The sequence below is a fragment of the Sphingobacterium sp. UBA5789 genome (genome assembly GCF_002418355.1).
In the GTDB taxonomy this organism is placed as follows: Bacteria; Bacteroidota; Bacteroidia; order Sphingobacteriales; family Sphingobacteriaceae; genus Sphingobacterium.
Map to the genome: position 1 here is coordinate 613,775 of NZ_DIDX01000007.1, position 26,847 is coordinate 640,621.

The following is a 26,847-nucleotide window of genomic DNA, read 5'->3' on the forward strand; positions in this document are numbered from 1 at the left end:
CACTCCGGTCAATAAAAATAAAAAAATGATTTCCAATGTTCCGGAAACGGAAACATTGTGATAGAATTTAAAAAGAAATCCTATACCCAGCTAGGCGACAAGTCTGTCACGAAAGGTGTAAATTCTATATAATACTGCTATCCACATGATGGTATGTGTTTAAAATATGTTGCAAATATAGTATTTTTTTCGAAATTAGAAAATAACTATTAAACACCTGTAGGAAGATACGTTTTATACTTTAAAAGTCAAAAGCCCTCACGGGCTTTTGGATAGGATAACATATGATAATCACAGGTTGTACTGAATACATCGCATTTTAGTTCTGCTGTTGTTTTTCCAGAATAAATTGATCATATGTTTGTTTACTTTTAAAATATGCGACCTCGCCATTCTCCCCGATCATGACAATATAAGCAGAAGCTTTATCCACACTTTTCATCGTTTGCGGATCTATAGCTGTACGGACAGCAGCGTCTTTTGGGATACGCTCTTTACACATATTGCAGCAACCGTAATAGGTCTTTCCTTCAAAATCTACCTTAATCTGTTCTTTACCCATATAGGCGTCATTGACCATACAAACTAATTCTGAAGGCACATGGTCTCCTTTTTTTACCGTCCCTGCCAATGCTATAGGTTTAGCCGGACTGTTTTCTTCTACACTTGTCCCTTTCGCAGGAGTATTGTTGTTCTGACATCCTGTTAACAGAATCAGCAGCATAGCTGATCCACTTAATATTTTTATAATTTTCATGATCTTTTGTTTTTTATATTTGAAATTGTTGTGCCTTCCTGAATTTCTTCAGAAGCTTTCAGTATAATTTGATTTCCTTCTTCCAGATCCCCGAATATTTCTACCTGATCCGGCATACTTCGGCCTTTAGAAACAGGCACTTTTTTTACTTTACCATTTTCATCTTTGAGAATGTATACCCCCAGATTACTTTCTACCAAAGCAGTTTTCGGTACAAAGAAAGTTGCTTCAGAATGCTGTAAAGGAATCAATGTCTCTGCAACCATAAAGGGCTTCAGTTCCTGCTGTATATTGTTGAAGTCCGCTTCAATCTTTTCCGCACGAAGTTTCAGATCCAACGTACCTGATTTACGGGATATTTTTGCGAAATACTTTTTCTGCGGCAGAGAACGTACGGTAAAATGAATAGTATCCCCCAGATGGAGGAAACCTGTATTTGCTTCCGGAACGGAGAGGGATAGTCTAAGCTTCTGCGTATTCTGTACAGTCAACAGGGGTTTCTCCCCTCCTTTTCCCATTGGACTCACATATGCCCCAAGATCGACGTTACGATCGGTGATAACTCCCGAAAAAGGCGCACGGATCAGCAGATAGTCTTCTATATTCTTCAATTCCTGATAGCTCGCTCTGGCCGCATTGAGTTGTGCTTCATCAGCAATACTTCTGGCTGTGATCTGGTCCAGTGCATCACGTGAAATTGCTCCCTTTGTCTCATTTGCTTTCAGCATACGATCGTAACTCGCTTTTGTAGCTGCATAAATTGCCTCTTGTCCTTTCCACTTTTCCTTTGCAGTAGCCAGCTGAGACTGGATCTCAGGAGCTTCCAGAATTATGAGCACCTGTCCTTTGCTGACACGATCCCCTATATCCACGCGAATGTTCTTTACATAACTATTGACTTTTGCATAAAGATCCGTTTGCTGATCGGGTGACAACTCACCTGCCAGCTTCAGTCTGACGAGTGGATTGCTTTTTTGAACAGCGACTGTTTCCAGATTTTGCGGCATAGCCATTGTCATTTTTTCTGATGTTTGTTTCTCTTCTTTATTAAAGCCGGAACATGAGGTAAACAGGATTACCGAAGCCAGCACATATATTAAATTGTTCATAGGATTAACGATTAGTATTGGAGGGTGAATAATGGATACTGGATTCATCTTCAGGATCAAGTGATACGGAAGTAATACTGCTTTTTTGCTGTATCCAGCTGAACAGTAGTGGCAGGAGAATCAATACGGAAAAGGTAGACGCAAAGAGTCCGCCTACTACGGCCCTGCCCAATGGAGATACCTGATCTCCGCCTTCTCCGAATCCGATGGCCATGGGCAGCATCCCGGCGACCATTGCAAGTGTGGTCATTATAATAGGACGCATCCGCAGATTAGCAGCTTGCAGTGCTGATGTGGTCGCATCTCCGGTCTGCAGGCGAAGGGTCTCTGCATTAGTAATCAGCAAGACTGCATTGGCAATAGACACGCCTACGGACATGATAATACCCATAAAAGACTGCAGGTTGAGTGTAGAGCCTGTAAGACGAAGCAGCAATAAAGAACCTAATACTACAAAAGGTACAGTAGTCAATATCACAAATGAAACTTTAAAGGATTGAAAATTGGCGGTCAACATCAAAAATATCACAAGAACTGCTATTAATAATCCGCTTAACAAACTGTTGAAAGTATCATCCAGTACAGGAGCCATTCCGGCCAGTTTGATATTGACTCCTTTGGGCAGTTCACCTAAAGACGCAATAGCGAGTTCCACATCCTTTTTCGCTCTTTGCAGATCTACCTGATGTAAATTAGCAGTAACTGTGGTGTACCCCATGGTGCCGTCATTGTAGCTTTCGCCCATTGTTTTGACAGGCGTGATTGTGGCAACATCCCCAAGGACCGGTCTGTCCGAATTTTTGGATAATGGAATATTCGCCAGCTCGTCACGTGAAGTCAGCATATGCTGAGGCATCTGTACCTGTACATCATATGCAATATACATCATCCCTCCTACCCACATATTCTTACTTGTATAACGGGAAGAAGCGGTCGTCGCAACCAGTGATCTGGCAATATCCTGAGCATCTAACCCCAGTTGAGCGGCACGGGTACGGTCAATCTGGATTTCCAATGCCGGATAGTTCATAGACTGAGGAATTTGCTGATCACGCATGTAATCCAGCTCTTTGAGCTTAGTCAGAAGCTTATTGGCGTACATCATATTCATCTTTTTCATCATTCCCGAAACACGGATTTCAACCGGAGTATTTGCCCCCTGACTCAGTATTTTTTCCGTCAGTTCTATAGGCTCAAAAGACAATTTCAATTCGGGCATTCGCTCACGCAGATGTTTTCGGATCTTATCTTTCAACGCATCTGTATTTCCGTCTACAGACCGAAGGGCAACCTGCATCAGGGCTTCATGTGGCCCGGCATTATAGAGATAGATAGGACTCACGGCAAATGTCGAAGGATGTTGTCCGATAAAAGTGGAGGAGATACTGACATTATCTTTTCCTAATAAGGTATCCAGTTCGCCCAGCACGGCTTTGATTTTTTGTTCGGTTTTTTCTATCCGTGTACCTTCGGGTGCTGTGATCCTTAGCTGAAACTGACGGGAGTTTACAGATGGCAACACATCTTTTCCAATATGCATATACATAAAGGAAACAGCTATAATCGCAGCAATCATACTGAGCGAAAAGATAATTTTCTTACGCTGCATCAGCTTGGTTAAAAAGTATAAAAACCGTACTTTAAAACGATCAAATCCACTTTCTTTCTCTTCATGTTTCTCTTTATTCTTCATCAGCCAGTTGGCCATTACAGGCACAAAAGTCTGGGACATCAGAAAAGATATGATCATGGAGAATCCTATAGCTAATGCAAGCGGCATAAATAATGCTCCCGGTATTCCAGTCATCACGACAGCCGGAGCAAACACAGCAAGAATACATAAGAGAATCAGCAGTTTTGGAAAGGCTATTTCTTTACACGCATCCCAGATCGCCTGAGCCTTTGTTTTTCCCATAGCAAAATGTTGATGAATATTCTCAACAGTAACGGTACTTTCATCTACCAATATCCCGATGGCCAGTGCCAATCCGGACAATGACATGATATTAATAGTCTGTCCGAACAGCTTTAGAAACAGTACACCTGCTATAATGGAAATAGGAATGGTCAGGATTACAATCAAAGCCGCTCGTCTGTCTCTCAGGAAAAGCAAGACCATCAATCCGGTCAGAAGTGCGCCCAATACTCCCTCTACGACCAGACTTTTCACAGCATTAATAACATATACAGACTGATCAAATTCATAGGAGATCGACACTCCTTCCGGTAGATTACGCTGGATATTCGGAATCGCTTTCTTGAGACTACTAACCACATCATAAGTAGAAGCATTGCCTGACTTGGCGATATTAATGTAAACAGAACGTTTGCCATCTATCAGCGCATAGCCTGTCGTAATATCTGCACCGTCTTTTACAGTCGCTACATCCCGGATATATACATTATCAACCTGTCCTTTAAAAATCGGGATATCACCAAATTCTTCTACCGTCTTCAGGGTATTGTTAGTCGGGGTCAGGTAGTTAATATCATTGATATATACATTTCCTGAAGGAGAGGTAATATTCTGCCTGCTGATAGCTTCCACTACCTGTTCCGGAGATAGTGAATGCGTCCTAAGCTTACCGGGATCAATATTAATTTCAATCGTTCGGGGACTACCGCCAAAAGGCGGTGCTGTTGTCAATCCCGGAATAGCAATCAGGAATGGCCGGGCATTGAAATTGGCTATATCCTGTAGCTCATTATTGGTTTTCGTATCACTTCTGAATACGAGCTGCCCTACAGGTTGTGAAGAAGCATCAAAACGAATGATAAACGGAGGTGGTGCACCGGGAGGCAGGAATACCTGCGAACGGCTGGATAACGCATTGATGGATGCAATAGCTTCTCCCATATTCGTCCCTTCATAAAAGTTTATTTTCATCAGGGTTAATCCCTGGGTATTTTTGGTTTCAATACTCTTGATCCCATTCGCAAAGAGCATCATATTCACGTACATTTTAGTGAAATATCCTTCCATCTGTTGTGGCGTATACCCGTGAAAGGAATGTGCAATATAGACTACAGGCAAGTTCATTTCAGGAAGTATATCGACCTGAACATCTTTGGTGGCCTTGATTCCAAAGAATAAAAGTCCCACTACCATTACCATAATGGAAACGGGTTTTCGCAATGCGAAACGTATTAGATTCATTTTTCCTGAATTATTTTGAACGTGAATAAAGTAACGGATGGAGATCCCCGTTTGCTGCAGACTGCAGCAGCAGAGCCTGCCAGATATTATTCTTAGCAATCTCATGCTCTATCTCTGCCCGATTGAGTGCATAGAGTGCCTGTGTAAAGTCAATCAGTGTCGTTAATCCATTTTCGTAAAGTGCGCTGTGCTGCCGATAGGCTAATGTGGCAGACTCCAACTGAATCTTCGTCTCTTTGAGGTTGTCTCTGGCATTTTCATATTGTGCATTTGCCAGTGCTTCCTGTGCCTTCAGCTCTTCATGTACACGTTCATAATCATGTCTGAAAGCTTGTGTAAGGTATTGTTGTTGCTTCTGCTTATGATTATTACGGAAAATATTACTGATGTTCCAGTTCAGATTAAACCCTACTATATAATTGGCTCTGTCTATACCTGCTCCTTTCCAGTAAGAAGAAGAATAAGCTGTATTATCCTGAACATAATTCCAGTCAAAGCCTGTACCTCTTCCCTGAATCACACCAAATGCGGACAATGAAGGCTTTTTTGTGGCAAGGGCGACTTTTTCCTGCTCAACACTTTCATCGATTTTATGTTGCCGGAACAAAAGAACCGGATGCTGTCCGGCCGGAAGAGCGGGTGTCCTTGCTGCCGGAGGTTCCGAAGTATAATAAAGACTGTCTGTCGTATAGTGCTGAAAAGGTTCTCCCATTAAAACAGCCAGGTCTGTGGAATATGCCAGTACCTTATCATATGCTTTAATCTGGGCAGACTGAGCATTGGATACTTCTGCTTTGGCTAAGGAAGCATCAACTTCTGGTAGCAGACCACTGTTTGCCCGGCTTTGTGTCATTTCATAAAATACCGTTGCCCGATACAGATTCCGTTCCTGCACATATCGGAGACGTTGACTGGCGACGAGATTGAGGTAAGCGGCCCCCACTTTAATCTGATGTTGAAAAATTTCCTGGTCCAAATCGGATACCTGCACCTGATAACCGGCACGTGCTGCAGACAGTTCGCTTTTGAGTCTGCCGAAAGTAAAGATATTCCAATTGATATTGGCCAGATACAATGATCCGAATGCTGAATTCCAATTCTGTTCGGCCAAAGGCATAGATGTGGATGCTACACCCAATCCACCATAGGCGTACATAGGACCATTCTGTGCATTTACAGAGCCGAATGACTGCTGCACCATAGCCGTTACATCCGGCAGGTACATGCTTTTACGGTAAGATACATTTTCCGAAGATGCATCTATTAAAGACTTCTTAGCCTTGATTTTTTGATAATTTTGAACGGATCGTTCTGCTGCATCAGGGAGTGTCAGCATCTGCCCTTGTACAAGGGAAAATCCAAGACACAGTATCCCTGATACTATAATTTTTGGATACATATCCTATATAGTAAAATGAGACAATAAACAGATTTTATGCATATCTTCTGCCTCCAACAGTATGTGTTGACAGGCTGAGACTACTAAAATGAATGGGTTATTGTCTAAATACGATATACGCAATGATAAATATACAGCGGAGTTGCCTGTACAGAGAGGAGAGGTTGAGGATAATGCTCAAAAGCAAAGGTCAGATAAACGGAAGGCGATTCGAATACAGCTCCAAAAAAACGATGCAGAATAGCTTCGTTCCAGAATTTGAAAGACAGCTCCGTTTTGACAACCTTCTGCTTCTCCTCGGTTAACTTAAGTACTTTTGTCTCGTGCTGGCAACAGCCATCTTTTTTCTTTGTCTGTCCCTTATTTTTGCTTACACAGATCGCACAGGGCTCCTCAGGGGGAATAGGTTTAGTGAAAAAGTTGGTTTCCTGAACAGTTTCTTTTTTACAGAAATGTGTCTGAATGGCTACACCAAAGGCAGACATCAGATACAGATAAGAAAGAAAAAGCAGAAATATTTTTTTCATATACGGTACAAAAATGCTCAATTATGGACGTATGGAAGTTATATTATTTCCGGTAATGGTTATAGAATTTCAAAGATTACGGCAGAGTTTCCTATATAGATTTTAGAGTCAGGAAGACTAAAACATATAAAAAAAACCGGCTTATAAAGCCTTAAAAGCACTTACTGTTCACATCAGCTTTTACCATAATTCTACACATCTTTCCCATAATAATATAACAGATTGATTTTATTCTTAGGTCTTCATACCCTAATTTTGTATTTGATGTATAGAACATGGTATATCATATTTTCTGTCCTGTGGCTCGGCCTGATATTATCACCGCAGCAGGCTTTCTCCTGTGAACCCATGGAAAAGCATAATCCTGCATCCTCATCACATTGCAACACCGATCGTAATATCAGATCCCAAAAGTCTTGTTGTGATGATCAGCAAAAACATCACGAAACAAAAGATTGTGATCAGAAATGTAGTGACCAGATCTGCCATATCCCGGCAAAATTAAACCTTTCTGCATCATCTCTTTTAACATTCAATCCACAACTTTTCGACATCAGTAAATCCGTATTCTGGAAAAATGACATGTCGATCCTGTGCGTTTCCCTATCCATCTGGCAGCCTCCCCGATTAGTTTAATCCGTAATGTATAGCCAGAAGTGTGTCCTATCCGAAGAGATGGCTCCTTCTCCGTTTACTCTTAGATGTAAACCATTATATCCACTTGTGACATTATAATATTAATTAATCTATATGGACAACATACCCTGAATCTCATAGAAGATCCGGGTATCAAAAGACAATACTGACATGAAATCACTCAAAAATATATTTTCACTGATCTTATTATTAGGAATAGCAGCTTCACCTGTGCTGGCTGCTGCACAAATCAAAAATGCAAAAACTGAAACTATCCGCATTGAAGGAAGTTCACAAGCCTGTAAAAACCTGATTGAAAAGGCAGGAAGCAAAAAGGGTGAATCTGCACTCGACTGGAATACAAATACCAAGGAGGCTTCACTCACCTACAATAGTCAGAAAACATCAAAAGACGAAGTGCTGAAACGTGTTGCTTTGGCTGGGTTTGACAACGAAATGTACCTCGCTCCAACAGATGTATATCAGGCACTTAGTCCAGAATGTCAATATAAAGGTGCAATAAAAACAAGTATGGCAAAATCCGGATCAAAGAATATGGATCATGCCAAGATGGATCATTCAACAACAGAAGGTATCAACGAACGTACTGCTAAGGAGTCTAAACTCGAATCTTTGTACAAGAATTACTTTACAATAAAAGATGCGTTGATAAAAGGTGACAGCAAAACTGTAACAACAGCTGCTGCAAACTTAAAATCAGCAATTGCAGCCATTAAAATGGGCGAGCTGCAACCAAAAGAGCATGATGTATGGATGATGGTCATGAAAGATCTTGAAAAACAGGCCGCAGCTCTTCAGTCTTCAAAGGGTTTGGATAAACAAAGAGTAGCTTTCACTGCATTATCCGAAACTGTCTATAAATTGATCAAAGCTTCTGACCCTGGTTATATGGTTTACTATAACCACTGTCCAATGTTCAATGATGGTAACGGAGCAAATTGGTTAAGCAAAGAAAAAGCTATCCAAAATCCGTACTACGGATCGCAGATGCTAACGTGCGGATCAACAAAGGAAATCATTAAATAAGAAGTCAGAAGAATTAATGCATATAACAATTCACATTATGAAAAGAATAATCATATTATTACTGGCTCCAATACTGTTGATGGCTTGTCAATCTAATACGAAACAAAAAGATAGCAATTCAGCAGATTCAACAGCACAAGATTTACCGGTAAGTTCGGATTCTGATCCGAACTTACCAATGGTCACAGCTTATTTAAACTTGGGAAAATCTCTCTATGACCAGGATCAAGAAAAAATAATGGAGATCGCAAATACATTTGCTCAGATACTCAACTCTCAGCAATCTGACAAGCTGCCTGCAGACTCAAAGGAAGATATCAAAGATATACTGGATAATACCAAGGAGAATATCCAACACATTATCGATAGTAAAAACAATCTTATCCATCAAAGAGAACATTATGAAATTATCAGTGAGGATATATATGACTATATTAAATTACAAGATATAAAACGTACTCTTTACAAATTTGAATGTAAACATGGAGAAAAGCCACAGATTTGGCTTTCAGATACGAAGGAAGTACATAATCCCTATCTGGGAAGAGAAAAACAAGCATGCGGTACGCTGACAGAAACTTTAAATGAATGAAAACGACAGGAATAATTGCAGTCATTATAACCGGAGTATTTGTTGTTCTCCAGTTCATTCCTGCAAGTCCCAGAAATATTCAAAAAGATAATAACTTTAGCTTTACCATGCAGTTTTTACCCTCAGAACATGTTGCTGGTTTATTAAAGACCTTCTGTTTTGACTGCCATAGTAATCATACCGAATATCCCTGGTACACAAATCTCCAGCCGGTAGAGAGTTTTATGTCTGTGCATATAAAAGAAGGAAAAGAAAGATTAAACTTTGATGAATTAGCAACCTATAGAAAGCGTAAGAAACTAACAAAATTCAAAAGCATAATTCAGGTACTTCAAGAAAATAGCATGCCGTTGACTTCATATAAAATAATGCATGGATCACTATCTAAAAACGAACGGGACTCTTTAATTTCATATTTTGACGGGTTAATATTAAAAGAAGAAAAACTATAAGTCTCACAAGGAAACAACAAATAAAAATCTCATTTTGAGCTGTTCAGCGAATGGCTCATAATTTAAAATTTAAATGAAAAATCAACTAAGATTAATATTTATATCTCTCTTCGCTTTGCTACTTCTGCAGGAATCAGAAGCTCAGCAAGTCAGGCGTTACGATTTGTATGTAAGAGATACTATCGTAAACTATGCGGGCAAACCTAAAAGAGCGATTGCCGTAAACGGGCAGATACCTATGCCGACGCTTGAATTTACAGAAGGTGATACGGCAGAGATTATCGTTCACAACGAACTGAAAGAAAATACATCCTTACACTGGCACGGTTTGTTTCTTCCGAATAAGGAAGATGGTGTCCCCTATCTGACTCAACCACAGATCGCACCCGGAACCACATTTACGTACCGGTTTCCCATTATCCAAACCGGAACACACTGGTATCATTCTCATACGGGATTGCAGGAGCAGATTGGTATGTATGGAAGTTTCATCATGAAGAAAAGGGCAGATGACAAGACTTTCCGAAAAGGTATTGATGATCTGCCGGCTGTACCGGTTATATTAAGCGAGTGGACAAATCTAAATCCGGATAATGTGCACAGAATGTTGCACAATGCAAACGACTGGGCTGCCATAAAAAAAGATGCTACTCAATCCTATGCTGAAGCGATCAAAGAGGGAAAGCTCAAAGTAAAGCTTAAGAATGAATGGAAGCGGATGATGGCTATGGATGTCAGTGATGTATATTATGATAAGATATTAATGAACGGCAATCCTCTTACAGATCTCAAAAGCGTAGATGGTAAAGCTCTCAAAGCCGGCGATAAAGTAAGGCTTCGTATTTCTAACGGAGGTGCTTCTTCTTACTTCTGGTTACGTTATGCAGGAGGAAAAATAACGGTAGTCGCTAATGACGGTAATGATGTAGAGCCTGTAGAAGTAGATCGTTTAATTATAGCTGTATCCGAGACTTACGATGTAGTCCTGACTATCCCGGAAGATGGTATAGCATATGAATTTATGGCGACAACAGAAGATCGTACCAACTCGTCCAGTTACTTTATCGGAAATGGTGTAAAGCAGTTACTCTCTCCTCTTCCGCGCCTCAAATATTTTGAAGGAATGAAGATGATGAATGATATGATGAAGATGAATGGAGATCTGGATGATATGGGTATGCAGATGAGCCTCAATAAAATGGACATGAATGTGGTCATGTATCCTGAAATCACCGGAAGCAATTCAAAAAAACAAGATCATAGCAAGCACAATATGGATGCTGATCCTAACCGTTATAATGCAAATGCGTTAGGTGATATCGTGACCCTAAATTATACTATGTTGTCCTCTCCTTACAACACCAAACTTCCGGAGGATGCTCCCGTCAGGGAATTAAAATTTGTACTGACCGGAAACATGAACCGCTATGTATGGAGTATGGATAATAAAGTGCTTTCGGAAACAGATAAAATACCTGTCAAAAAAGGAGAAGTATTACGTATCACGATTTATAACAATTCAATGATGCGGCATCCTATGCACTTACATGGATTTGATTTTAGGGTAATCAACGGTAAAGGTGAAAAGTCTCCCTTGAAAAATGTTCTGGACATTATGCCAATGGAAACAGATACGATTGAGTTTCTGGCTAATGAGGAAGGGGATTGGTTTTTCCACTGTCATATCCTCTACCATATGATGTCCGGAATGAACAGGGTATTTGAAGTTGGCGATTACAAAAATCCTATTTTACCGGATAAAGCCGGAGCTTATAAAATGCTGCAGAAGGAAAGCAATATGTGGCACTTTATGGCACAGAATGATTTTGCTACGAATGGGAATGATGGTCAGGCTATGTTACAGAATGCCAGATGGAGTGTCGGAACGGAATGGAGACTGGGGTATAATGATATGCATGGCTATGAAGTAGAGACACATGTCGGCAGATATATCGGAAAGATGCAATGGCTGATGCCTTTTGTAGGTTTTGACTGGCGTTACCGTAAGATGGGAAAAGATGAACATGAAAAAAATATGTTCGGTCAGACCAATAAGAAAGATAAAAGAGGTGCAGTCAGTTTAGGTTTTATGTATACGCTGCCGATGCTGGTCAACTTTCAGGCAGAGGTCTATCATGATGGAATTGTGCGTCTGGCGGTTATGCGTGAAGACATTCCACTTTCTAAAAGGTTACGTGGCGATTTTATGTATAATACAGATCAGGAGTATATGCTGGGACTTAATTATATACTGACAAAGAATATGAGTATACGTACCCACTACGACAGTGATATGGGATTTGGCGCTGGTCTGTCTCTCAATTATTAAATTTCAATAAACATATAAGATTCAAAACAAGCCCCTGAACACTTGACTACCGAAAGGTATAGTGTTCAGGGGCTATTTGTTACTGCTGAAGTTTGTTTTATCGGTCAGCTGTTACCGTTGAAACAGTTTGATCTGCCTCTACTTTTTGAGTTCGCGATAGCGGTTAAGGGCTTCCAGAAAATAGTAATCTGCATAAGTCAACGGCACATCAATCTCACTGGAATGTGGCATACTACCCACAGAATGTAACAACAGAAAACCACCATTGGTGCCTGCCTTTGCCAGATATTCATCTGAAGAAAGTGATTTAAGAATATGCTCAGATGCTTCCAGATAAGTTTTGCCTTTTTCCTGTGCATAACCGCTTAATTCAAGAAGTGCAGAAGCAACAATCGCTGCTGCTGAAGCATCCCGGTGTATTACATCATAGCGCTTGGCATCATACGCCCAATCAGGTTTGTAGCCTTCCTGATTTACATTAAAATCCCAGTATGGAACTTTATCTTCAGGTAAATTAGCATGATTAAGGAAAAAATCTGCTGCATGTTGTGCGGTTGCCAGATACTTAGGATCTTTTGTTTCCCTGTACATCACTGTATATCCGTATACAGCCCAGGCCTGCCCTCTGGACCAGGTAGAATTGTCTGCAAAACCCTGATTAGTCTGCTGATGTAATACTTTACCAGAAGTCGTATCATAGTCTACTACATGGTAGGTGCTGTAATCCGGACGGAAATGGTATTTCATAGTCTGATCTGCATGACTGATAGCAACTTTTTTATATTTATCATTCCCGGTCAGTTTACTCACGTAAAACAACATTTCAAGGTTCATCATATTATCAATTATGACCGGATAATTCCAAAGTGTTTTCTTGTCCCATGACATTTTTGAATTCCACGATTTGATCAATCCAACCTTGGGATTATATCGTGTCAGTGCGGACTCTGCAGACTGAATAAGGATCTTATTATAGGCATTTATTTTTGTGCTGTCTTTCAGGTTTTTTATTGCATTACCATAGGAACAATACATTACAAAACCAATATCATGGTGCTGGGTCAGAAATTTCCCCTCTTCCAGTGCTTCTGTCCATTTTATAGCTGCTGCTTCCCACTTTGGATCTTTGTTATATTCGTATATATTCCAAAGGCTGCCCGCAAAAAATCCTCCGGTCCAGTCCCATACATCCGTACCTTTCACATTGCCGGCAGAATCCAGAGTACGCGGAAAAACGGTAATATCTTTGGAATTGTTGAGTAATACGGTGTACTGCTCTTCTGCTCTTTTAAAATCTTTAGCAACAAAATTTTCTGAGCTGGAAGAACATGCCATTGTAAGGGCTAACATAGAGAGCGCAGTGGCTTTAAATAATCGTGTCATATCGATATAATTATAATTTATTTTTTAATTGGAGATTCACCCATTCAGTTCTTATTCTGTAATGTTAACTGTGACATCTTTAGTAACCTGATCCTGTCCATATATATTTGCATTGGCAGCGACAAAGGTTACTGTATATTTACCAGGTTTTGTATACACATGACTATGGCTATCCATTCGGGTGGCCATGTTTTTGAGTGCAACTCCTGTATCCGGACTTACGGTAGTTAGATTCAGACCTGAAGTCACTGCCCATACCTGATTACTTCCTACAGCGGCTGCACCACCGGCATACTTAAGGATATTATCGGTCCCAAATATCCATGTAACCGGAGAAGATGGGAGTACTTTTACAAATTTCCATCCTGCTTCTTTTATACCCGATACCGTGAGTACCTGTCCATCGCTTGTGATGGTATTGATATTAAATGCATTGATCCACCAGCGTGGTTGTGTAGATCCCGTCACACCCGTATATTTAAAAGCAAAATAGATTGGCTTCTGAACATCTACAGTCAGACCTGTCTGTTGTAATGCCAGTAAATTGACGGTGCCGGAAGGTGCATAAGTGGCATCGTTGGACTGGATGGGTGATAGTGTAAAGGCACTTGTAATATCGATCCAATCTGATGGAATAATGTTTGCAGCGTCATATATGGCATTAAAATTTTGCGTAGCAAGTAAACGTAAAGAATTCGGCTGCTGGGTATCAGCACCGTATCTTCTGTTTGACGCAAAAGAAAGCTGGATTACCTCGCTCTCTGCACGTGTACGATCCCGGTATATGTAACGGTGACTTTCTTCACCAGACCAGAATACCAGTTGATCCGGATTACCGCTTAACACAAAACGAACAGTATCTCCAACCTTATAATTGGCTTTTTCTGTACTGACCGATAAGGATACCGGTAAATTTTCTCTTTTTTCACATGCTACCAGCAAGTAGCATAATGATAATATATATACTATCTTTTTCATATAAGTATCAACTGATTATTACCACCCCGGATTTTGTTTAATAGCATTATTCAATGAGATCTCCGCAATTGGAATTGGAAGCAGGAGATCCCGATCGGCAACATTTTTCCCAGCCAAAGACATGTATTTAACTGCTGCCGGTGCAGATGCTTCGATCTCAGTTGCAAGTGACTTCATATTAGACTGAAAGAGTCCCCAGCGGATGAGATCATATTTACGGATTCCTTCAAATGCTAATTCGCGGAAACGCTCATCACGAATGAGTTGTCTCATATCATCTTTAGTACCTATGGCTGTACTCTTATCGGATGCTTTGGCCCGGTCACGCACCTGCTTAACCGCAGCTTTGGCTTCTGCAGTAGCTCCATTGACTTCATTTTCAGCTTCCGCATACATTAACAATACATCCGAGTAACGCAGTAATGGAAAATTAATAGGCGTGTAGTTTTTATTGCGGGGCAAAACCCTTTCATATGGTCTCCGGTATTTGGCAGCATGCCGGTTTTCAATATCTGTAGCTGCATAATATACTGAATCGGTAACTTTGTTATTTACATAGGAATATTTGTAGGTAGCGATATTCCAGTCTCTGCGCAGGTCGGTATTTTCATATGCCTGATACAGTCGCTTAGTAGTCGCAATAAATCCGTAGGAATAACCATATGCCTCATCATTACATTGAATTCCGATGGCATTTCCCAGACGACCGGCTTCAAAATCTGCCGAACGATTACCTGCAAACTCGACTTCCCATATAGATTCCTGAATATTGTATTTGTCTGATGCCATATCTTTAAACAGTTTTGCATAGTCACCAATCAGCGCATGCTGATAGCCAGAAGAATGCACTACTTTTCCTGACCACTCTAATGCTTTCTCATATTTGGAAACATCGTTGAGCGGAAATCCTGCCATTTTAAGGTAAACACGAGCCAGTATACCTTGTATAGCTGTCCTAGTAACCCGACCTGAATAACCATATTCATTGATGTTTTTAACCATTGCTTCCGCAGCCTCCATTTCAGAGACTACAAACGTATAGATGTCTTTTGCTGCAGTTCCTTCTATATTGACATCTGTAACAGATGCTGTCGGCAATGTTTTCAAGGGAACATTGCCCCAGTGGCTTACCAGCAGGAAATAATAGTAGGCTCTCAAAAACTTAGCCTCTCCTATCGTCACTCTTTTTACCATTTCATCCATTTGCACTTCATTGATCCGGTATAACAGTGTATTTGCTCTTTCAATACCTTCGTACAGATAGCGCCACAATGCACGCACATTACTTTCGGAAGCATCAAAATTGTAGACCGATAATCCTGCCACATAGGCACTCCGGTAATATACGCCTTCATCGGAAATAGGAAGGTAAACAGACAGATTGCTTCCGTACACTTCTTCCTTACCCAGGATATCGTATACTCCTGTCAGTCCGGCCTGTACATCGGCTTCTGTTTTATAATAGTTTTCTTTAACAATGAAAGTAGGGTCCTTATCCAGAAATTTACTACATCCCGGTAACAGGAAAACGATCACCATCAGCAGCACTGCTGTTGAAGAGATATTTTTTATCGTGATTTTCATGTTTATCTTTTTAAAGTCTTACAAACCAACATTTACTCCAAATACATAGGTTTTTGGGCGAGGGTATGATGAATAATCAAAGCCCGGTGTCAAAGCCGAATAGTATACCGCTACTTCCGGATCAAAACCGGAATAATTTGTAAACGTATACAGATTTTGAGCAGTCGCATATATACGCAAACTTCTGATCTTCAACTTGCTTAACACTTTCGGATCAAAATTATAACCCAACGACACCGTTTTCAACCTGAGATAAGAGGCATCTTCCACGACACGGGATGAATAAGCATAAGGCCCCATTCCTCCGACTCTAAACATCTCATTGGTTTGATTTTCGGGTGTCCATCTGTTTTCAAATGTTGCAAACTGATTGAGGTTGGTTTTGTTTCCTGCCTCAAACCAAAGCCGGTTCGCATTGACTACATCATTTCCATACGACCACTGCATAAACACATTCAGATCAAAATTCTTATATCTGAAATTGTTGGAGAATCCTCCCTGATGAATGGGATAGGCATTTCCGATCACTGTCCTGTCGTAGTTATCGACTACATTATCTCCATTCAGATCCCTGTATTTAATATCTCCCGGGCGGATATTAGATCTCGAATTGCCATTCGTACTCACACCGGATTTGAGCTCATATGTGCCGTTAGGCAACAGATTGAAGTCTTCATACTGGTATACTCCATCCCATATAAATCCATAAATTTGTCCGATTGGCTGTCCTATTTTTGCAATATAGAGTGGAATCGATGTATAGTTTTGATCCCATGGAACTGTGCTTGTAATACTTTCCTGATTTTCGGTCAGAGATACCACACGGTTTTTATTGAATGCGATATTGAAAGATGAATTCCAGTTAAAGTCGGTTTTCTTTATTACATCTCCTGATAAACTGATTTCCAAACCTTGATTAGTAGTAGCACCGATATTCTTGAAAGCAGTGGAATAACCTGTACTCAGAGGCAGACTGGCATTCAACAGAAGATCTGTAGTCTTTTTCTTATAATAATCTACTGTCAACAGTAAACGTTGCTTGAATAATCCAAGATCCACCCCAATGTTAGATTGTTTGGTGCTTTCCCAACGCAGATCGGGATTAGCAATAGAACTCAAATATACGCCTTGTGTAATCGTGTTATTAAAGGGATAATAACCATTTGTCCCTGGCCCTGTATTATCAAAACTTAACTGTGCATAGGTTGCATATTCATTGACTCTGTTATTTCCTGTCACCCCATATCCCAAACGCACTTTCGCATCTGAAAACAAGGTTTGTTCTTTCATAAAGCTTTCATTGATCAGTCTCCACGCAAATGCTGCTGACGGAAAATACCCCCATCTGTTATTTTTTCTGAATTTGGAAGAACCATCTGCCCGGTAGGAAGCTGTAAGAAGGTACTTATTCTGATAACTATAGTTTACCCGGGCCAGATAAGACATCAGTGACCATTCTGTATTCAGAGAGGTAACAGGTTGTGCAATTCCCTGACTCAAGCCAGCCAGACCCAGATTTTCATTAGGAAGCTGTATTGCAGAAAGGCCATAGCGCTTCCAGATATTTTCCTGAAATGTAATACCGGCCACCGCATTCAATGTATGATCTTTACCAAATTTCTTATTATAGGTCAGCAGGTTCTCATTCAGCCAGGTATAGCTATCGGTATACATAATAGAACCGTTCACTTTATTGATGCTGGCCCAGTAACCGTAACGCGTCATCGAATTATTAAAAGATTCCTGTCTCCAGTCGGTCTTGTTGATACCCCCGTTGATACGAAGTTTCAGGTCTTTGGTAAAAGCATATTCTGCATACCCATTTGCAATCAATCTGTTGTTAAAATTAGCCCGGTATTCATTCTCCGCAGACATAATCGGATTGATACGATAATCGTTACTGGCATCCACATCAGGATCTATCAATGAATTAACAAGATCTGTATCATTTCCGAATCCTACCGGACGGTATCCCCAGACACTGTACATCAGATAATTCATCGCCGAATAGGTGGCATCCGGTGCGGATGGATTAGTACCCGAAGTTTTAGTTGCAGTATACATGGCATTAACCCCCACTTTGAGTTTATTGAAGGTCTGATCTAAAGTCATTTTCCCCTGATATCTTCTGAATCCTGAATTGATAATGATACCATCCTGATTAAATACATTTCCGGAAAAAGAATATTTAGTCGATTTATTTCCCCCCATTACCGATAAGGAATGATCCTGCATAGTAGCTGTTTTGAAAAGCAAATCCTGCCAGTCATTTCCGGTTGCATTACGGTAATCTTCCAGACCTTTACCCTCTCTGAAATACGTGAGTTTGATTCCGACAGAGTCAATATCTCTTTGTAATTTCACAAACTCATAAGGATTCATCAGTTCCATTTTATTGATAATCTGCTGTACACCTACATAACCGGAATAGTTGATAACCGGAGCTCCTTCCTTACCTTTGCGTGTTGTGATGAGGACAACTCCATTTGCACCTCTGGCTCCGTATATAGCTGTAGCAGAAGCATCCTTAAGTATTTCTATAGATTCGATCTCCGCAGGATTCAACACATTGGCATTTGCATCTTCCATCGGAAATCCATCAATAACATAGAGCGGTTCGTTGGATTGTGTCAGAGAGTTAGCCCCCCTTACGACAATGTTAACACCTGATCCCGGTTTACCACTTTCTGAAGTAACCTGCACACCCGCAACCCGTCCGGCAAGAGCTTCCAGAGCCGATCCTACCGGAGCCCGTTTGATATCTTCCATTTTAACTGATCCTACAGATCCGGTTACATCTTTACGCTGAACTTCTCCATAGCCTATGACAACTACTTCATCTAAAGACCGGTTATCTTTACGGAGCGTTACAGACATCGCTCCCGCACCGGGAATACGGACATCTTTGGATTCATATCCGATGTATTTAAACGTCAACACCGCATCGGTACCGGAAATCGTAAGATTAAATTTCCCCTGTGTATCGGTAACTGTACCTGCTTTTGCATTTTGCAGAGAAATAGATACACCCGGTAAAGGCTGCCGGGTTTCCTCGTCATAGACCGTCCCGGTAACGGTCCTTCCCGATTGGGCAGATCCTGTATGCCAGATCAGCATCATCAGGAACAGGCTTATTATTCGAATACTGTTCATAAATATTAATGGTTTATAGTGGTTTAATTGGTTTAATTCATAATCTGTCTCACGGTAGACCCCTGTAACTCCCGTTGCGGAAGAGATATCGTCCGGGGTTGTCCAGCTGTCCCCTGTCCTGCACTAACCGTGATCTGTGTCTCTTTATAAAGCGGATCTGCAATATCCAGAATTACCTGATTGCCGGTTTTTCTCAGCATAAAAACACAGGGCTTATCCGTTGTCAACATCAATCCTTCATGTTCAATTTTGCCAGCCTCATACATTACGCCCATAAGCAACTGATTTGCGGCATGATATACAATCTGAGCCCGCTTTGTATTTTCGACTACCTGAGCCTGATTCTTTACCTTGGCAAATGCTTTGGCACTGGACAGGGCAGGCAATACACGGTATTCATAGTGTGCATCCTTAGGCCGTATCCCATGATCAATCCATAACTTAAATACCTCTCCTTTAACAGGTGCTGCCTCTCCTGATTTATTGATCCGTTTCCATGACCCTTCCTGTGTTTCTGCTGAAAGAAATGTTTTCTGTCCTTCTGCAATCACATATCCCGATCCATTATGCCACAACCAGGAAGCCGAAACGGGCATAGGAGCTTGTTTTTTGACTGTTGTTTTACCATCCAATTGTATGGCGCCCTGTAACCAGGCCTGATTGACAGTAGTGGTAATCGGAACATCCAGATCACTGTTGATATCAGCGCCCAGACAGAGGATTTCCTGATCAAAGAAAAACCATGATTTTTTCGCTTGCACAGCATCATAATTCATCTGGTAAGCTGTAACTCCATAGAGACTGTCTGATACTCCTCCGGCAAACTGATTATTCCCGCGCACTCCCCATTCTGTATCCATCAGTTTATCCTCTTTGTGATCGGGAGATGTCGTCCCCGGAATTTTATCCCATTCCCAGACGGGCATTATATTCATATATTCTGCTCCATTCTGCTGTATATTCATGGCACCATCAGACAAGTATCTTCCATACAAATTTTCACCATTTCCGGCCTCACTTCTGTTGGTACGGTCACTTGCTGTCCGTACAGACACATGATATTCAGGACGGTTATGAAGGGTAAAATCTGCTTTCCAGAAATAACGGTGAACTGGTTTTACCTCTTTTGAAAGATTAGAAGGGTTTTCAAATTTAGCCTTCTCTGATTCGTAAGCTTTTATATTCTTACTATCGATCAGCATAGCGATATCCAGACGTTTAGGCTCATTCGTTTTCAGCAAGATATCTTTTCTGCTCACTCCTCTTCCTTCTACATTAAAATCCATGTATTTACTGCGGTGCATAGGGAGAAAAGTATGACGATAGAAACCGGTTAGCAGCGCCAACTTATCCTCAGCAATAAAATAAGGTGTATTGTAAACGTATTTTAAAATTGTGAATAATCCGGTCAGATACACATTCCCATATCCTGAAATATAGAGTTGAGGACCATGTTGTAAATAAGAATAGTCATATTGCAGTCCCTCTTCTCCGTCAACTAATTGTACAGGCTGATACAGCTCGCTCAGAGAATAGCTCAGAAGTTCTTTATCTTCGGTAAGCAGTGATCTGTAAAAATAGTGCATAGCGATATCTGTTTTATTGGCTCCCGTCTTTGCTGCGGCATCACCTCTTTTCATACGTTCTATCAACTTCTGATCAAGTTCTGCCGGTAGTTTTTCAGCTCCGTAACGGGATAATATCAACAGCACCCCCAGTTGCTGTGGTACACTGATTTCATTATGCCACCAATTGCCGCTTTTCGGATCTTTATCATACCAGAATTGATAGGCCTGTACGATAGCATTATAAAACTTAGGATCATTATAATGCTTTCCGTCCTTGTTGATATAGGACTGAATAAGGAGTGACAGTCGTGTGAGATGATCAGAAGGAGTCCATTTTGTAAAAACGACATCCGCATAATCGATATCATCCCAGCTTCCGTTTTTACTCATTCTGGCCAGCATATCTTCAGCCCGCTTATCCGCACCGGCATCTGTTCGCAGGTGATCATCAACAATACGCTTACTGATCGTTCCAAAAGGATAGGTAGCTTGTGCTGATACTGACTTGGTCAGCATCAGTACAAGAAAGCACATTATTATCTGTAGGTATTTCATAGGTAATTGAATATTTAAGGATACTGACGTTCCATCTTTCTTCCGATGACGTCCATTTTATGTTTCATAATCTGATTATAATCTCCATAGGGACTTACCCAGTGTGGATTGTCGAGACCTTGTTCCCAATGTTGCAGGAGAGCGGTCAGTTCTTTCACTTTTTGAGGCTGAGCTTCTGCCAGATCTTTAGTTTCTCCGATGTCACGGCTGAGATCAAATAATAAAGGTGATTCTCCTCTTACCTGTATAAGCTTCCACCGTTCTTTGCGAATAGCAGCTGCAACCCCTCTTCTCCAGCAGAGATACGCATGAGGTTCCTGATTATTTTTACCGCTTATAAACGGTAAAATATTTACTCCGTCCAGCTGCATGTCTGATCTTACTGTTCCTCTTGCCGCAGCAACGCAGGTAGGAACCAGATCGAGCGAACTGACCAGGCCATTGTAATCTTTACCTTCAGGTAGCTCTTTCGGCCAGTGCATAATCATTGGAACACGGATTCCACCTTCCCATTTGGAACCTTTAAGTCCTCTCAACGGACCATTATCGGCTCCGTTATTGGTAGCAGCCCCATTATCATTTAGAAAAATAAGTAATGTATTCTCCAGTTGCCCGCTTTCCTTTAGCTCAGCGACTATGCGACCGATACCGTCATCCATAGCAGACATAAGTCCCGCATAACTCCGGCGCTGAGCATCTTTAAGGTGTGCAAACTGTGCTAACTTTTGAGGTGTTGCCTCTACAGGAGTATGCACTGCATTATAGGACAGATATATGAAATATGGTTTATCCTGTTTTTGGCGAATGTAAGATATGGCTTTATCTGTAAACATATCCGTAAGGTAATAGACATCCTTTTCATCCACTTCGGTATAATCATTCAGGATCTTTTCTTCTTGCTTAATAGCCGTTCGGATAGGGAAAAAGCTACGATGACCACCTATAAATCCAAAAAAATGATTAAATCCTTTATGCAGCGGATGATGCTTTGTCTCATTTCCCTGATGCCATTTTCCGATAGCTACTGTTTCGTATCCGTTTGACTGCATCTGATCAGCAATAGTACGAATGGTATCCGACAAACCTACATCCTGAATCTGATAGCCTTTTACTGGTAAATTAGAGACGTTGTGTTCAAATCCGCTTCGTTGTTGATATTGTCCCATTAACAGACCTGCACGTGAGGGTGCACATACTGAAGCAGTCACATAACTGTTTGTAAAACGAATTCCTCCCTGAGCAAGGGCATCTATCTGTGGAGTAGGAATATCCGGACTTCCATAACAGCCAAAGTCTTCGTATCCGCCGTCGTCTGACAGAATAAGAATAATATTAGGACGCTGCTGCGCACTAACAGATCCCGTTGTCAGCATGAATAGGGTGAACAGAAAAACGATTTGATTCAAGGTTCCCATTGATCACGTCATTAAGTTTATCTACAATTTGGTCATATCGGTATAACATACCTGTATTCCGATATTCAAATATTCAAAGATCCGGGAAACAGAACAGGGTAATATTTTACTTTTTTAGGGTGAAAATTTTACATTATGCCTCTGTTATACTTTATCAGCTATTTTTAGAATAATCTGTAGGATTCTTTCCAAAATATTTTTTGAATTCTTTACTGAAATATTTTGGATCATTGAAACCAACTTTGTAGGCAATCTGAGACACGGGCAGATCTGTCTCCTGCAGCAGCGCAGCCGCACGATTGAGACGGAGTATTTTAATAAAATCACCTATAGTCAGTCCGGTTAGTGTCTTGACTTTTTTATAAAAAGCAGTTTGCGAAACCCCCATATGTGCGATCAGATCCGTTACACGCAGATCTGCATCTTCCAGTCTGTTTTCTATATGGGATTTCAACTCTTTGAGAAAAACAGCATCTATATCCGTATAGGTTTCTTCTGAGGTAGGATTTAAAAGAGATTCTGTATATTTTTCCCTCAGGCGGTCTACATGATCCAACTGGTTGCTGATCTGCAGTAGTAAAACCTGTATACTAAATGGTTTGATAATATATGCATTGGCTTTTGCCTCATATCCGGCTGTGATCTGCACTTCCTTGTCCATTGCAGTTAACAGAATTATAGGAATATGACTGGTTGCAGGATCAGACTTCAGTATACGTGTGAGCTCCACCCCATCCATTTTCGGCATGGATACATCAGAAATAATCAATTGCGGAAGTATCTCTAATGCCATCTGCACACCCTCTTCACCGTTTGCTGCCGTATATACATCATATTCCAGCTCCAGTGATTTGAGCAAAAAGTCTGCGACATCTCTGTTATCTTCAACAACCAGAAGGCTTCTTTTTAACTTAGGATGTATAAGGGAAAGTTCGGCAGACGGAATGCTTACCTCTGAATTATGCCGGAACATTGTATTTTCCGGATGTACAGGATAGGAGGTCGGTACAGAGGCCGGCAGTAGAATGGTAAATGTGGTTCCCTTTTGAGCTGTAGATTGAACATGGATTGTTCCTCCATGCTGTTCAACGATAGCTTTACACAGTGACAGTCCTATTCCCCAACCTTTTTCACGCACCTGGTCACTCTGATAAAAATTCGCAAATACTTTCTCCAGATCTTCCTCAGCGATCCCCATACCTGTATCCGTGATGACGACAGCTACTTTAGTTTGCTGTCTTTCTGCCTCTATACTGATTGATCCGCCTGCAGGTGTAAATTTGATTGCATTGACCAGCAGATTGGACATTACTTTACTGAATTGATAAGGATCGAGATAAACAGGCTCTGTAACGGTACATTTCAGGGTAAAGTGGATTCCACCTGTATGAAAAGCCTCCTGAAACAGCTCAACCTGTTCCTCTATAAAAGGCAACAACATCACTTGCTGTAATCTTAACTCCACTTTACCTTCTTCGATTTTCCGGAAATCCAGCAATTCATTGACCATCAACAAGAGGCGATCTACATTCTTTTTGATGATACCAAGGTAGTAGGATCCGGTTTCCTTTTCGCGGATCTGTTCCAACAGCTTATCCAGCGGAGCGACAATCAGTGTCAGTGGTGTACGGATCTCATGTGATATTTTAGTAAAGAAATCCAGTTTTGCCTGATAGAGACCATCCAGATCCTTTGCATACTTCTGCTGATAGAGCAGTTCATTGCTCAATTGGATCTGCCGGCGTCTGAAGCGGTCAAAAAGATATCCTCCGGAAAGCAGAATCATTGCATAGAGCATATAGGCCCACCAGGTCTGCCACAGAGGGGGCCGAACTTTGATGGTCAATGCATACGGTTTATCCCCCCATTTACCGTCTGCATTTGTAGCATTGAGCAGCAAGGTATAATTTCCGGGAGAAAGATTCGTATAACTGGCAACGGGTTGGTCCACATAGTTCCATTCCTGATCAAAACCATCAAGTTTGTACCTGTATTTTATTTTAAACTGATTGATATAGTCAATGGAGATAAAATCTATGGTAAAATAATTCTGGTCGTAGTTGAGTGTAAGCCCGGACATCAGACTTATATCGTGATCCAGCAAATGAGTAGCATCGTCGGGATGTACAATCGTGTTGAACAGTTTGAGTGCCGAAAGCCTGATTTCGGGATTCTTAGTTTGTCCGGTAAATTGCTTCGGATTAATCTCGACAAGCCCTTTATAGGTACCGAAATACAAACGACCATCATGGGCACGGGTCGAAGCATTAAGACTAAATTCGGAAGACGGTAATCCGTCATGTGTATCAAAAAGCTGGATATTGCCGGTTTCAGGGTTTAATCTGGCCAATCCTTTATCCGTAGCTACCCATACCATTCCCTGTTCATCAAATTCCAGAGACATTATATTGGGACTTGGCAGACCTTCTTGTATACTCCAGCGATCAAATTTATGTGTGGCTTTATCAAATCTGTAGACACCTCCCTTATAGGTTCCGATCCATATTTCTTTGGAAGGACTTTCCCGGATACAATGGATATAAGAAGATGTAAGCCCTTCCTCTCCAATCTCATACAATTCAAACTGAGTGGTATTCTTCCATAGCACATTTAACCCCTTAACTGTTCCAACCCAAACATTCGCAGATTGATCGATCAGGATATCCTTGATGTAATTGTTAGACAAACGGACTTTGGAGGTATCGTTAATATAAGAAAAACGCTGTTGTGTGCTGTCATAAATATTGATCCCGTTGGAAGCAGTACCAATCCAATACTTCCCGTCCGGATGGCGCTGAATGCTGCTTATGTATCCCTGATTAAGCATATGCAAGCCGGGAGAAAACGACTGTATACTTTTCCCATTCTGCTGCAGTACATCTATTCCTCCGTCAAACAAGCCTACCCATATCCGGTCTTTATCTATCCATATGGATTTGACTGTAGAAGAACGAATTTGCCCGTAAGTCCCGGATATACTTGTAAACCTTTGGGTTTTCCGGTCCAGATAATCAAGACCGTTGCCTTCGGTTCCTATCCATAAATTGTCAAACTTATCGACTTTCAACTGGCTTATCAGATCTCCGCTCAAACTGTTGACATACGGATTAGCACGATATATTTTAAAGTAGGATTTGGTCGGATGAAATACGGATACACCTCCGAAATTGGTACCTAACCAAATGGATCCGTCCTTATCTTCAAATATATCTTTAATGGAATTGTCCGAAAGATTGCTGCTGTTGGAAAGATCTTTATGTATCTGATCTATACGTCCGCTTTTCAGATCCTCAATAGTCAATCCGCTCATTGTACCGATATACAATTTTCCTGATCTTTTGGAGTAGATGATTTTGCGGATAATATTATTACTTAACTTACCATTCTCCTTTGTATAATTATGTATAATACCATTTCGGAGATCATATCGTATAATTCCCTTATTATCTACTCCTATGTAAAGCTGATCGTTTACGCATTCCAATGCTCGGACAAAGTAAGATCCGGAAGGATGCAATATTCCGGATTGCTCTATCTTAATTTTATGATTTTTTGGGATTTGAATTTTATTTAATCCTTTATCTGTCCCTACCCATATATTCCCTGCAGCATCTTCACTGATCGTATTTACTTGCTGACCGACAAGCCCTTCCTTATCACCTATATGAATAAATTTTCGGGATTTGTTGCTTTCCAGATAACTTAAGCCTTCATTAGTTCCGAAGAATATTCTTTTATCTCGTGTAATGTAAATGCAAAGTATTGCAAATGAATGTGGCCTGCTTTTGCCAGCTACCTGATAATTAATCTGTTCAAAACGGTCTTCGGCCAGTGAATAGTAACTAAGTCCTTTCTGTGAACCAAACCAGATATTTCCGGTTTCATCTTCTTTGATACTGTAGATATAATCATTGTCTATAAGCGTTGTCGGGTCATCTGCAGTATGTGAATAATGCGAAACAGTACGACCGTCATAGCGATTGAGCCCGTCTCGTGTACCAAACCACATAAAGCCCCTCCGGTCCTGCCCGATAGAAAGTACGGTACTGTTGGATAGCCCGTCTGCTACTGATAAATGGTCAAAACGGTACTGCGCGAACGATACATCAGGTAGAAATAACAGCAACAAAAAAAGATAGTATACTAATTTCGGCTTATAGGTCATAATTCAAATATAATTGAATTTCTAAATAATAGACCAAAAAG

17 protein-coding genes are annotated in these 26,847 nt (G+C 40.9%); 5 read left to right on the forward strand and 12 right to left on the reverse strand.

Annotation, left to right across the window (positions count from 1 at the left end):
• Positions 1–319: 319 nt before the first annotated feature.
• From B4B65_RS20115 to B4B65_RS20135, 5 genes are all read right to left on the reverse strand, one after another.
• Complete coding sequence (locus tag B4B65_RS20115) at positions 320–757, reverse strand: hypothetical protein (protein ID WP_293918298.1); 438 nt, start codon at positions 755–757, stop codon at positions 320–322.
• Positions 754–1,866 (reverse strand): efflux RND transporter periplasmic adaptor subunit, encoded by a 1,113-nt coding sequence (locus B4B65_RS20120; RefSeq protein ID WP_293918300.1) that lies wholly within the window; start codon positions 1,864–1,866, stop codon positions 754–756. The genes B4B65_RS20115 and B4B65_RS20120 overlap by 4 nt, the downstream gene beginning before the upstream one ends.
• 4 nt (positions 1,867–1,870) lie before the next feature.
• Positions 1,871–5,023, reverse strand: coding sequence for an efflux RND transporter permease subunit (locus B4B65_RS20125; RefSeq protein WP_293918302.1), 3,153 nt, complete (start codon positions 5,021–5,023; stop codon positions 1,871–1,873).
• Positions 5,024–5,033: 10 nt separating this feature from the next.
• Complete coding sequence (locus B4B65_RS20130; RefSeq protein WP_293918303.1) at positions 5,034–6,422, reverse strand: TolC family protein; 1,389 nt, start codon at positions 6,420–6,422, stop codon at positions 5,034–5,036.
• Positions 6,423–6,526: 104 nt separating this feature from the next.
• Positions 6,527–6,949, reverse strand: a complete 423-nt coding sequence (locus tag B4B65_RS20135; protein ID WP_293918305.1) for an HYC_CC_PP family protein — start codon at positions 6,947–6,949, stop codon at positions 6,527–6,529.
• A 348-nt stretch (positions 6,950–7,297) separates the two neighbouring features.
• Here B4B65_RS20135 and B4B65_RS20140 point away from each other — a divergent pair, with 348 nt between their 5' ends.
• From B4B65_RS20140 to B4B65_RS20160, 5 genes are all read left to right on the forward strand, one after another.
• The gene (locus B4B65_RS20140; protein WP_293918307.1) at positions 7,298–7,585 is read left to right on the forward strand and encodes a hypothetical protein; all 288 of its coding nucleotides are present in this window, start codon (positions 7,298–7,300) and stop codon (positions 7,583–7,585) included.
• A gap of 171 nt (positions 7,586–7,756) precedes the next feature.
• Positions 7,757–8,632 carry a DUF3347 domain-containing protein gene (locus tag B4B65_RS20145; RefSeq protein ID WP_293918309.1) on the forward strand — a complete coding sequence of 292 codons (876 nt, stop codon included), beginning with the start codon at positions 7,757–7,759 and terminating at the stop codon, positions 8,630–8,632.
• A gap of 37 nt (positions 8,633–8,669) precedes the next feature.
• Complete coding sequence (locus B4B65_RS20150) at positions 8,670–9,224, forward strand: DUF3347 domain-containing protein (RefSeq protein ID WP_293918311.1); 555 nt, start codon at positions 8,670–8,672, stop codon at positions 9,222–9,224.
• Positions 9,221–9,676 carry a heme-binding domain-containing protein gene (locus B4B65_RS20155; protein ID WP_293918313.1) on the forward strand — a complete coding sequence of 152 codons (456 nt, stop codon included), beginning with the start codon at positions 9,221–9,223 and terminating at the stop codon, positions 9,674–9,676. The genes B4B65_RS20150 and B4B65_RS20155 overlap by 4 nt, the downstream gene beginning before the upstream one ends.
• A gap of 73 nt (positions 9,677–9,749) precedes the next feature.
• The gene (locus B4B65_RS20160; protein ID WP_293918315.1) at positions 9,750–12,005 is read left to right on the forward strand and encodes a multicopper oxidase family protein; all 2,256 of its coding nucleotides are present in this window, start codon (positions 9,750–9,752) and stop codon (positions 12,003–12,005) included.
• 138 nt (positions 12,006–12,143) lie between these two features.
• Here the strand turns inward: B4B65_RS20160 and B4B65_RS20165 are convergent, their stop codons facing one another.
• The 7 genes from B4B65_RS20165 to B4B65_RS20195 form a co-directional block, all read right to left on the reverse strand.
• A complete protein-coding gene (locus B4B65_RS20165) occupies positions 12,144–13,388 on the reverse strand; it encodes a glycoside hydrolase family 88 protein (protein ID WP_293918316.1) in 1,245 nt (414 codons plus the stop codon).
• A gap of 51 nt (positions 13,389–13,439) precedes the next feature.
• Entirely contained in the window at positions 13,440–14,366 is a 927-nt protein-coding gene (locus B4B65_RS20170) for a DUF5017 domain-containing protein (RefSeq protein WP_293918317.1), read from the reverse strand.
• Positions 14,367–14,384: 18 nt separating this feature from the next.
• The gene (locus tag B4B65_RS20175; RefSeq protein ID WP_293918319.1) at positions 14,385–15,950 is read right to left on the reverse strand and encodes a RagB/SusD family nutrient uptake outer membrane protein; all 1,566 of its coding nucleotides are present in this window, start codon (positions 15,948–15,950) and stop codon (positions 14,385–14,387) included.
• 18 nt (positions 15,951–15,968) lie between these two features.
• Positions 15,969–19,070: a SusC/RagA family TonB-linked outer membrane protein gene (locus B4B65_RS20180; RefSeq protein WP_293918603.1), complete on the reverse strand. Its 3,102-nt coding sequence runs from the start codon at positions 19,068–19,070 to the stop codon at positions 15,969–15,971.
• Positions 19,071–19,135: 65 nt separating this feature from the next.
• A complete protein-coding gene (locus B4B65_RS20185) occupies positions 19,136–21,226 on the reverse strand; it encodes a polysaccharide lyase 8 family protein (RefSeq protein WP_293918321.1) in 2,091 nt (696 codons plus the stop codon).
• 14 nt (positions 21,227–21,240) lie between these two features.
• The gene (locus tag B4B65_RS20190) at positions 21,241–22,641 is read right to left on the reverse strand and encodes a sulfatase-like hydrolase/transferase (RefSeq protein ID WP_293918323.1); all 1,401 of its coding nucleotides are present in this window, start codon (positions 22,639–22,641) and stop codon (positions 21,241–21,243) included.
• A gap of 154 nt (positions 22,642–22,795) precedes the next feature.
• Positions 22,796–26,806, reverse strand: a complete 4,011-nt coding sequence (locus tag B4B65_RS20195; RefSeq protein ID WP_293918325.1) for a hybrid sensor histidine kinase/response regulator transcription factor — start codon at positions 26,804–26,806, stop codon at positions 22,796–22,798.
• Between the last annotated feature and the right edge of the window lie 41 nt (positions 26,807–26,847).

What these genes read in the sequence shown, in the direction of transcription:
- B4B65_RS20145 (WP_293918309.1), top strand. Translation starts at nt 7,757, where the DNA reads ATGAAATCACTCAAAAATATATTTTCACTGATCTTATTATTAGGAATA.
- B4B65_RS20190 (WP_293918323.1), bottom strand. Translation starts at nt 22,641, where the DNA reads ATGGGAACCTTGAATCAAATCGTTTTTCTGTTCACCCTATTCATGCTG.
- B4B65_RS20180 (WP_293918603.1), bottom strand. Translation starts at nt 19,070, where the DNA reads ATGATGCTGATCTGGCATACAGGATCTGCCCAATCGGGAAGGACCGTT.
- B4B65_RS20155 (WP_293918313.1), top strand. Translation starts at nt 9,221, where the DNA reads ATGAAAACGACAGGAATAATTGCAGTCATTATAACCGGAGTATTTGTT.
- B4B65_RS20135 (WP_293918305.1), bottom strand. Translation starts at nt 6,949, where the DNA reads ATGAAAAAAATATTTCTGCTTTTTCTTTCTTATCTGTATCTGATGTCT.
- B4B65_RS20150 (WP_293918311.1), top strand. Translation starts at nt 8,670, where the DNA reads ATGAAAAGAATAATCATATTATTACTGGCTCCAATACTGTTGATGGCT.
- B4B65_RS20125 (WP_293918302.1), bottom strand. Translation starts at nt 5,023, where the DNA reads ATGAATCTAATACGTTTCGCATTGCGAAAACCCGTTTCCATTATGGTA.
- B4B65_RS20165 (WP_293918316.1), bottom strand. Translation starts at nt 13,388, where the DNA reads ATGACACGATTATTTAAAGCCACTGCGCTCTCTATGTTAGCCCTTACA.
- B4B65_RS20175 (WP_293918319.1), bottom strand. Translation starts at nt 15,950, where the DNA reads ATGAAAATCACGATAAAAAATATCTCTTCAACAGCAGTGCTGCTGATG.
- B4B65_RS20140 (WP_293918307.1), top strand. Translation starts at nt 7,298, where the DNA reads ATGGAAAAGCATAATCCTGCATCCTCATCACATTGCAACACCGATCGT.
- B4B65_RS20170 (WP_293918317.1), bottom strand. Translation starts at nt 14,366, where the DNA reads ATGAAAAAGATAGTATATATATTATCATTATGCTACTTGCTGGTAGCA.
- B4B65_RS20130 (WP_293918303.1), bottom strand. Translation starts at nt 6,422, where the DNA reads ATGTATCCAAAAATTATAGTATCAGGGATACTGTGTCTTGGATTTTCC.
- B4B65_RS20160 (WP_293918315.1), top strand. Translation starts at nt 9,750, where the DNA reads ATGAAAAATCAACTAAGATTAATATTTATATCTCTCTTCGCTTTGCTA.
- B4B65_RS20185 (WP_293918321.1), bottom strand. Translation starts at nt 21,226, where the DNA reads ATGAAATACCTACAGATAATAATGTGCTTTCTTGTACTGATGCTGACC.
- B4B65_RS20195 (WP_293918325.1), bottom strand. Translation starts at nt 26,806, where the DNA reads ATGACCTATAAGCCGAAATTAGTATACTATCTTTTTTTGTTGCTGTTA.
- B4B65_RS20120 (WP_293918300.1), bottom strand. Translation starts at nt 1,866, where the DNA reads ATGAACAATTTAATATATGTGCTGGCTTCGGTAATCCTGTTTACCTCA.
- B4B65_RS20115 (WP_293918298.1), bottom strand. Translation starts at nt 757, where the DNA reads ATGAAAATTATAAAAATATTAAGTGGATCAGCTATGCTGCTGATTCTG.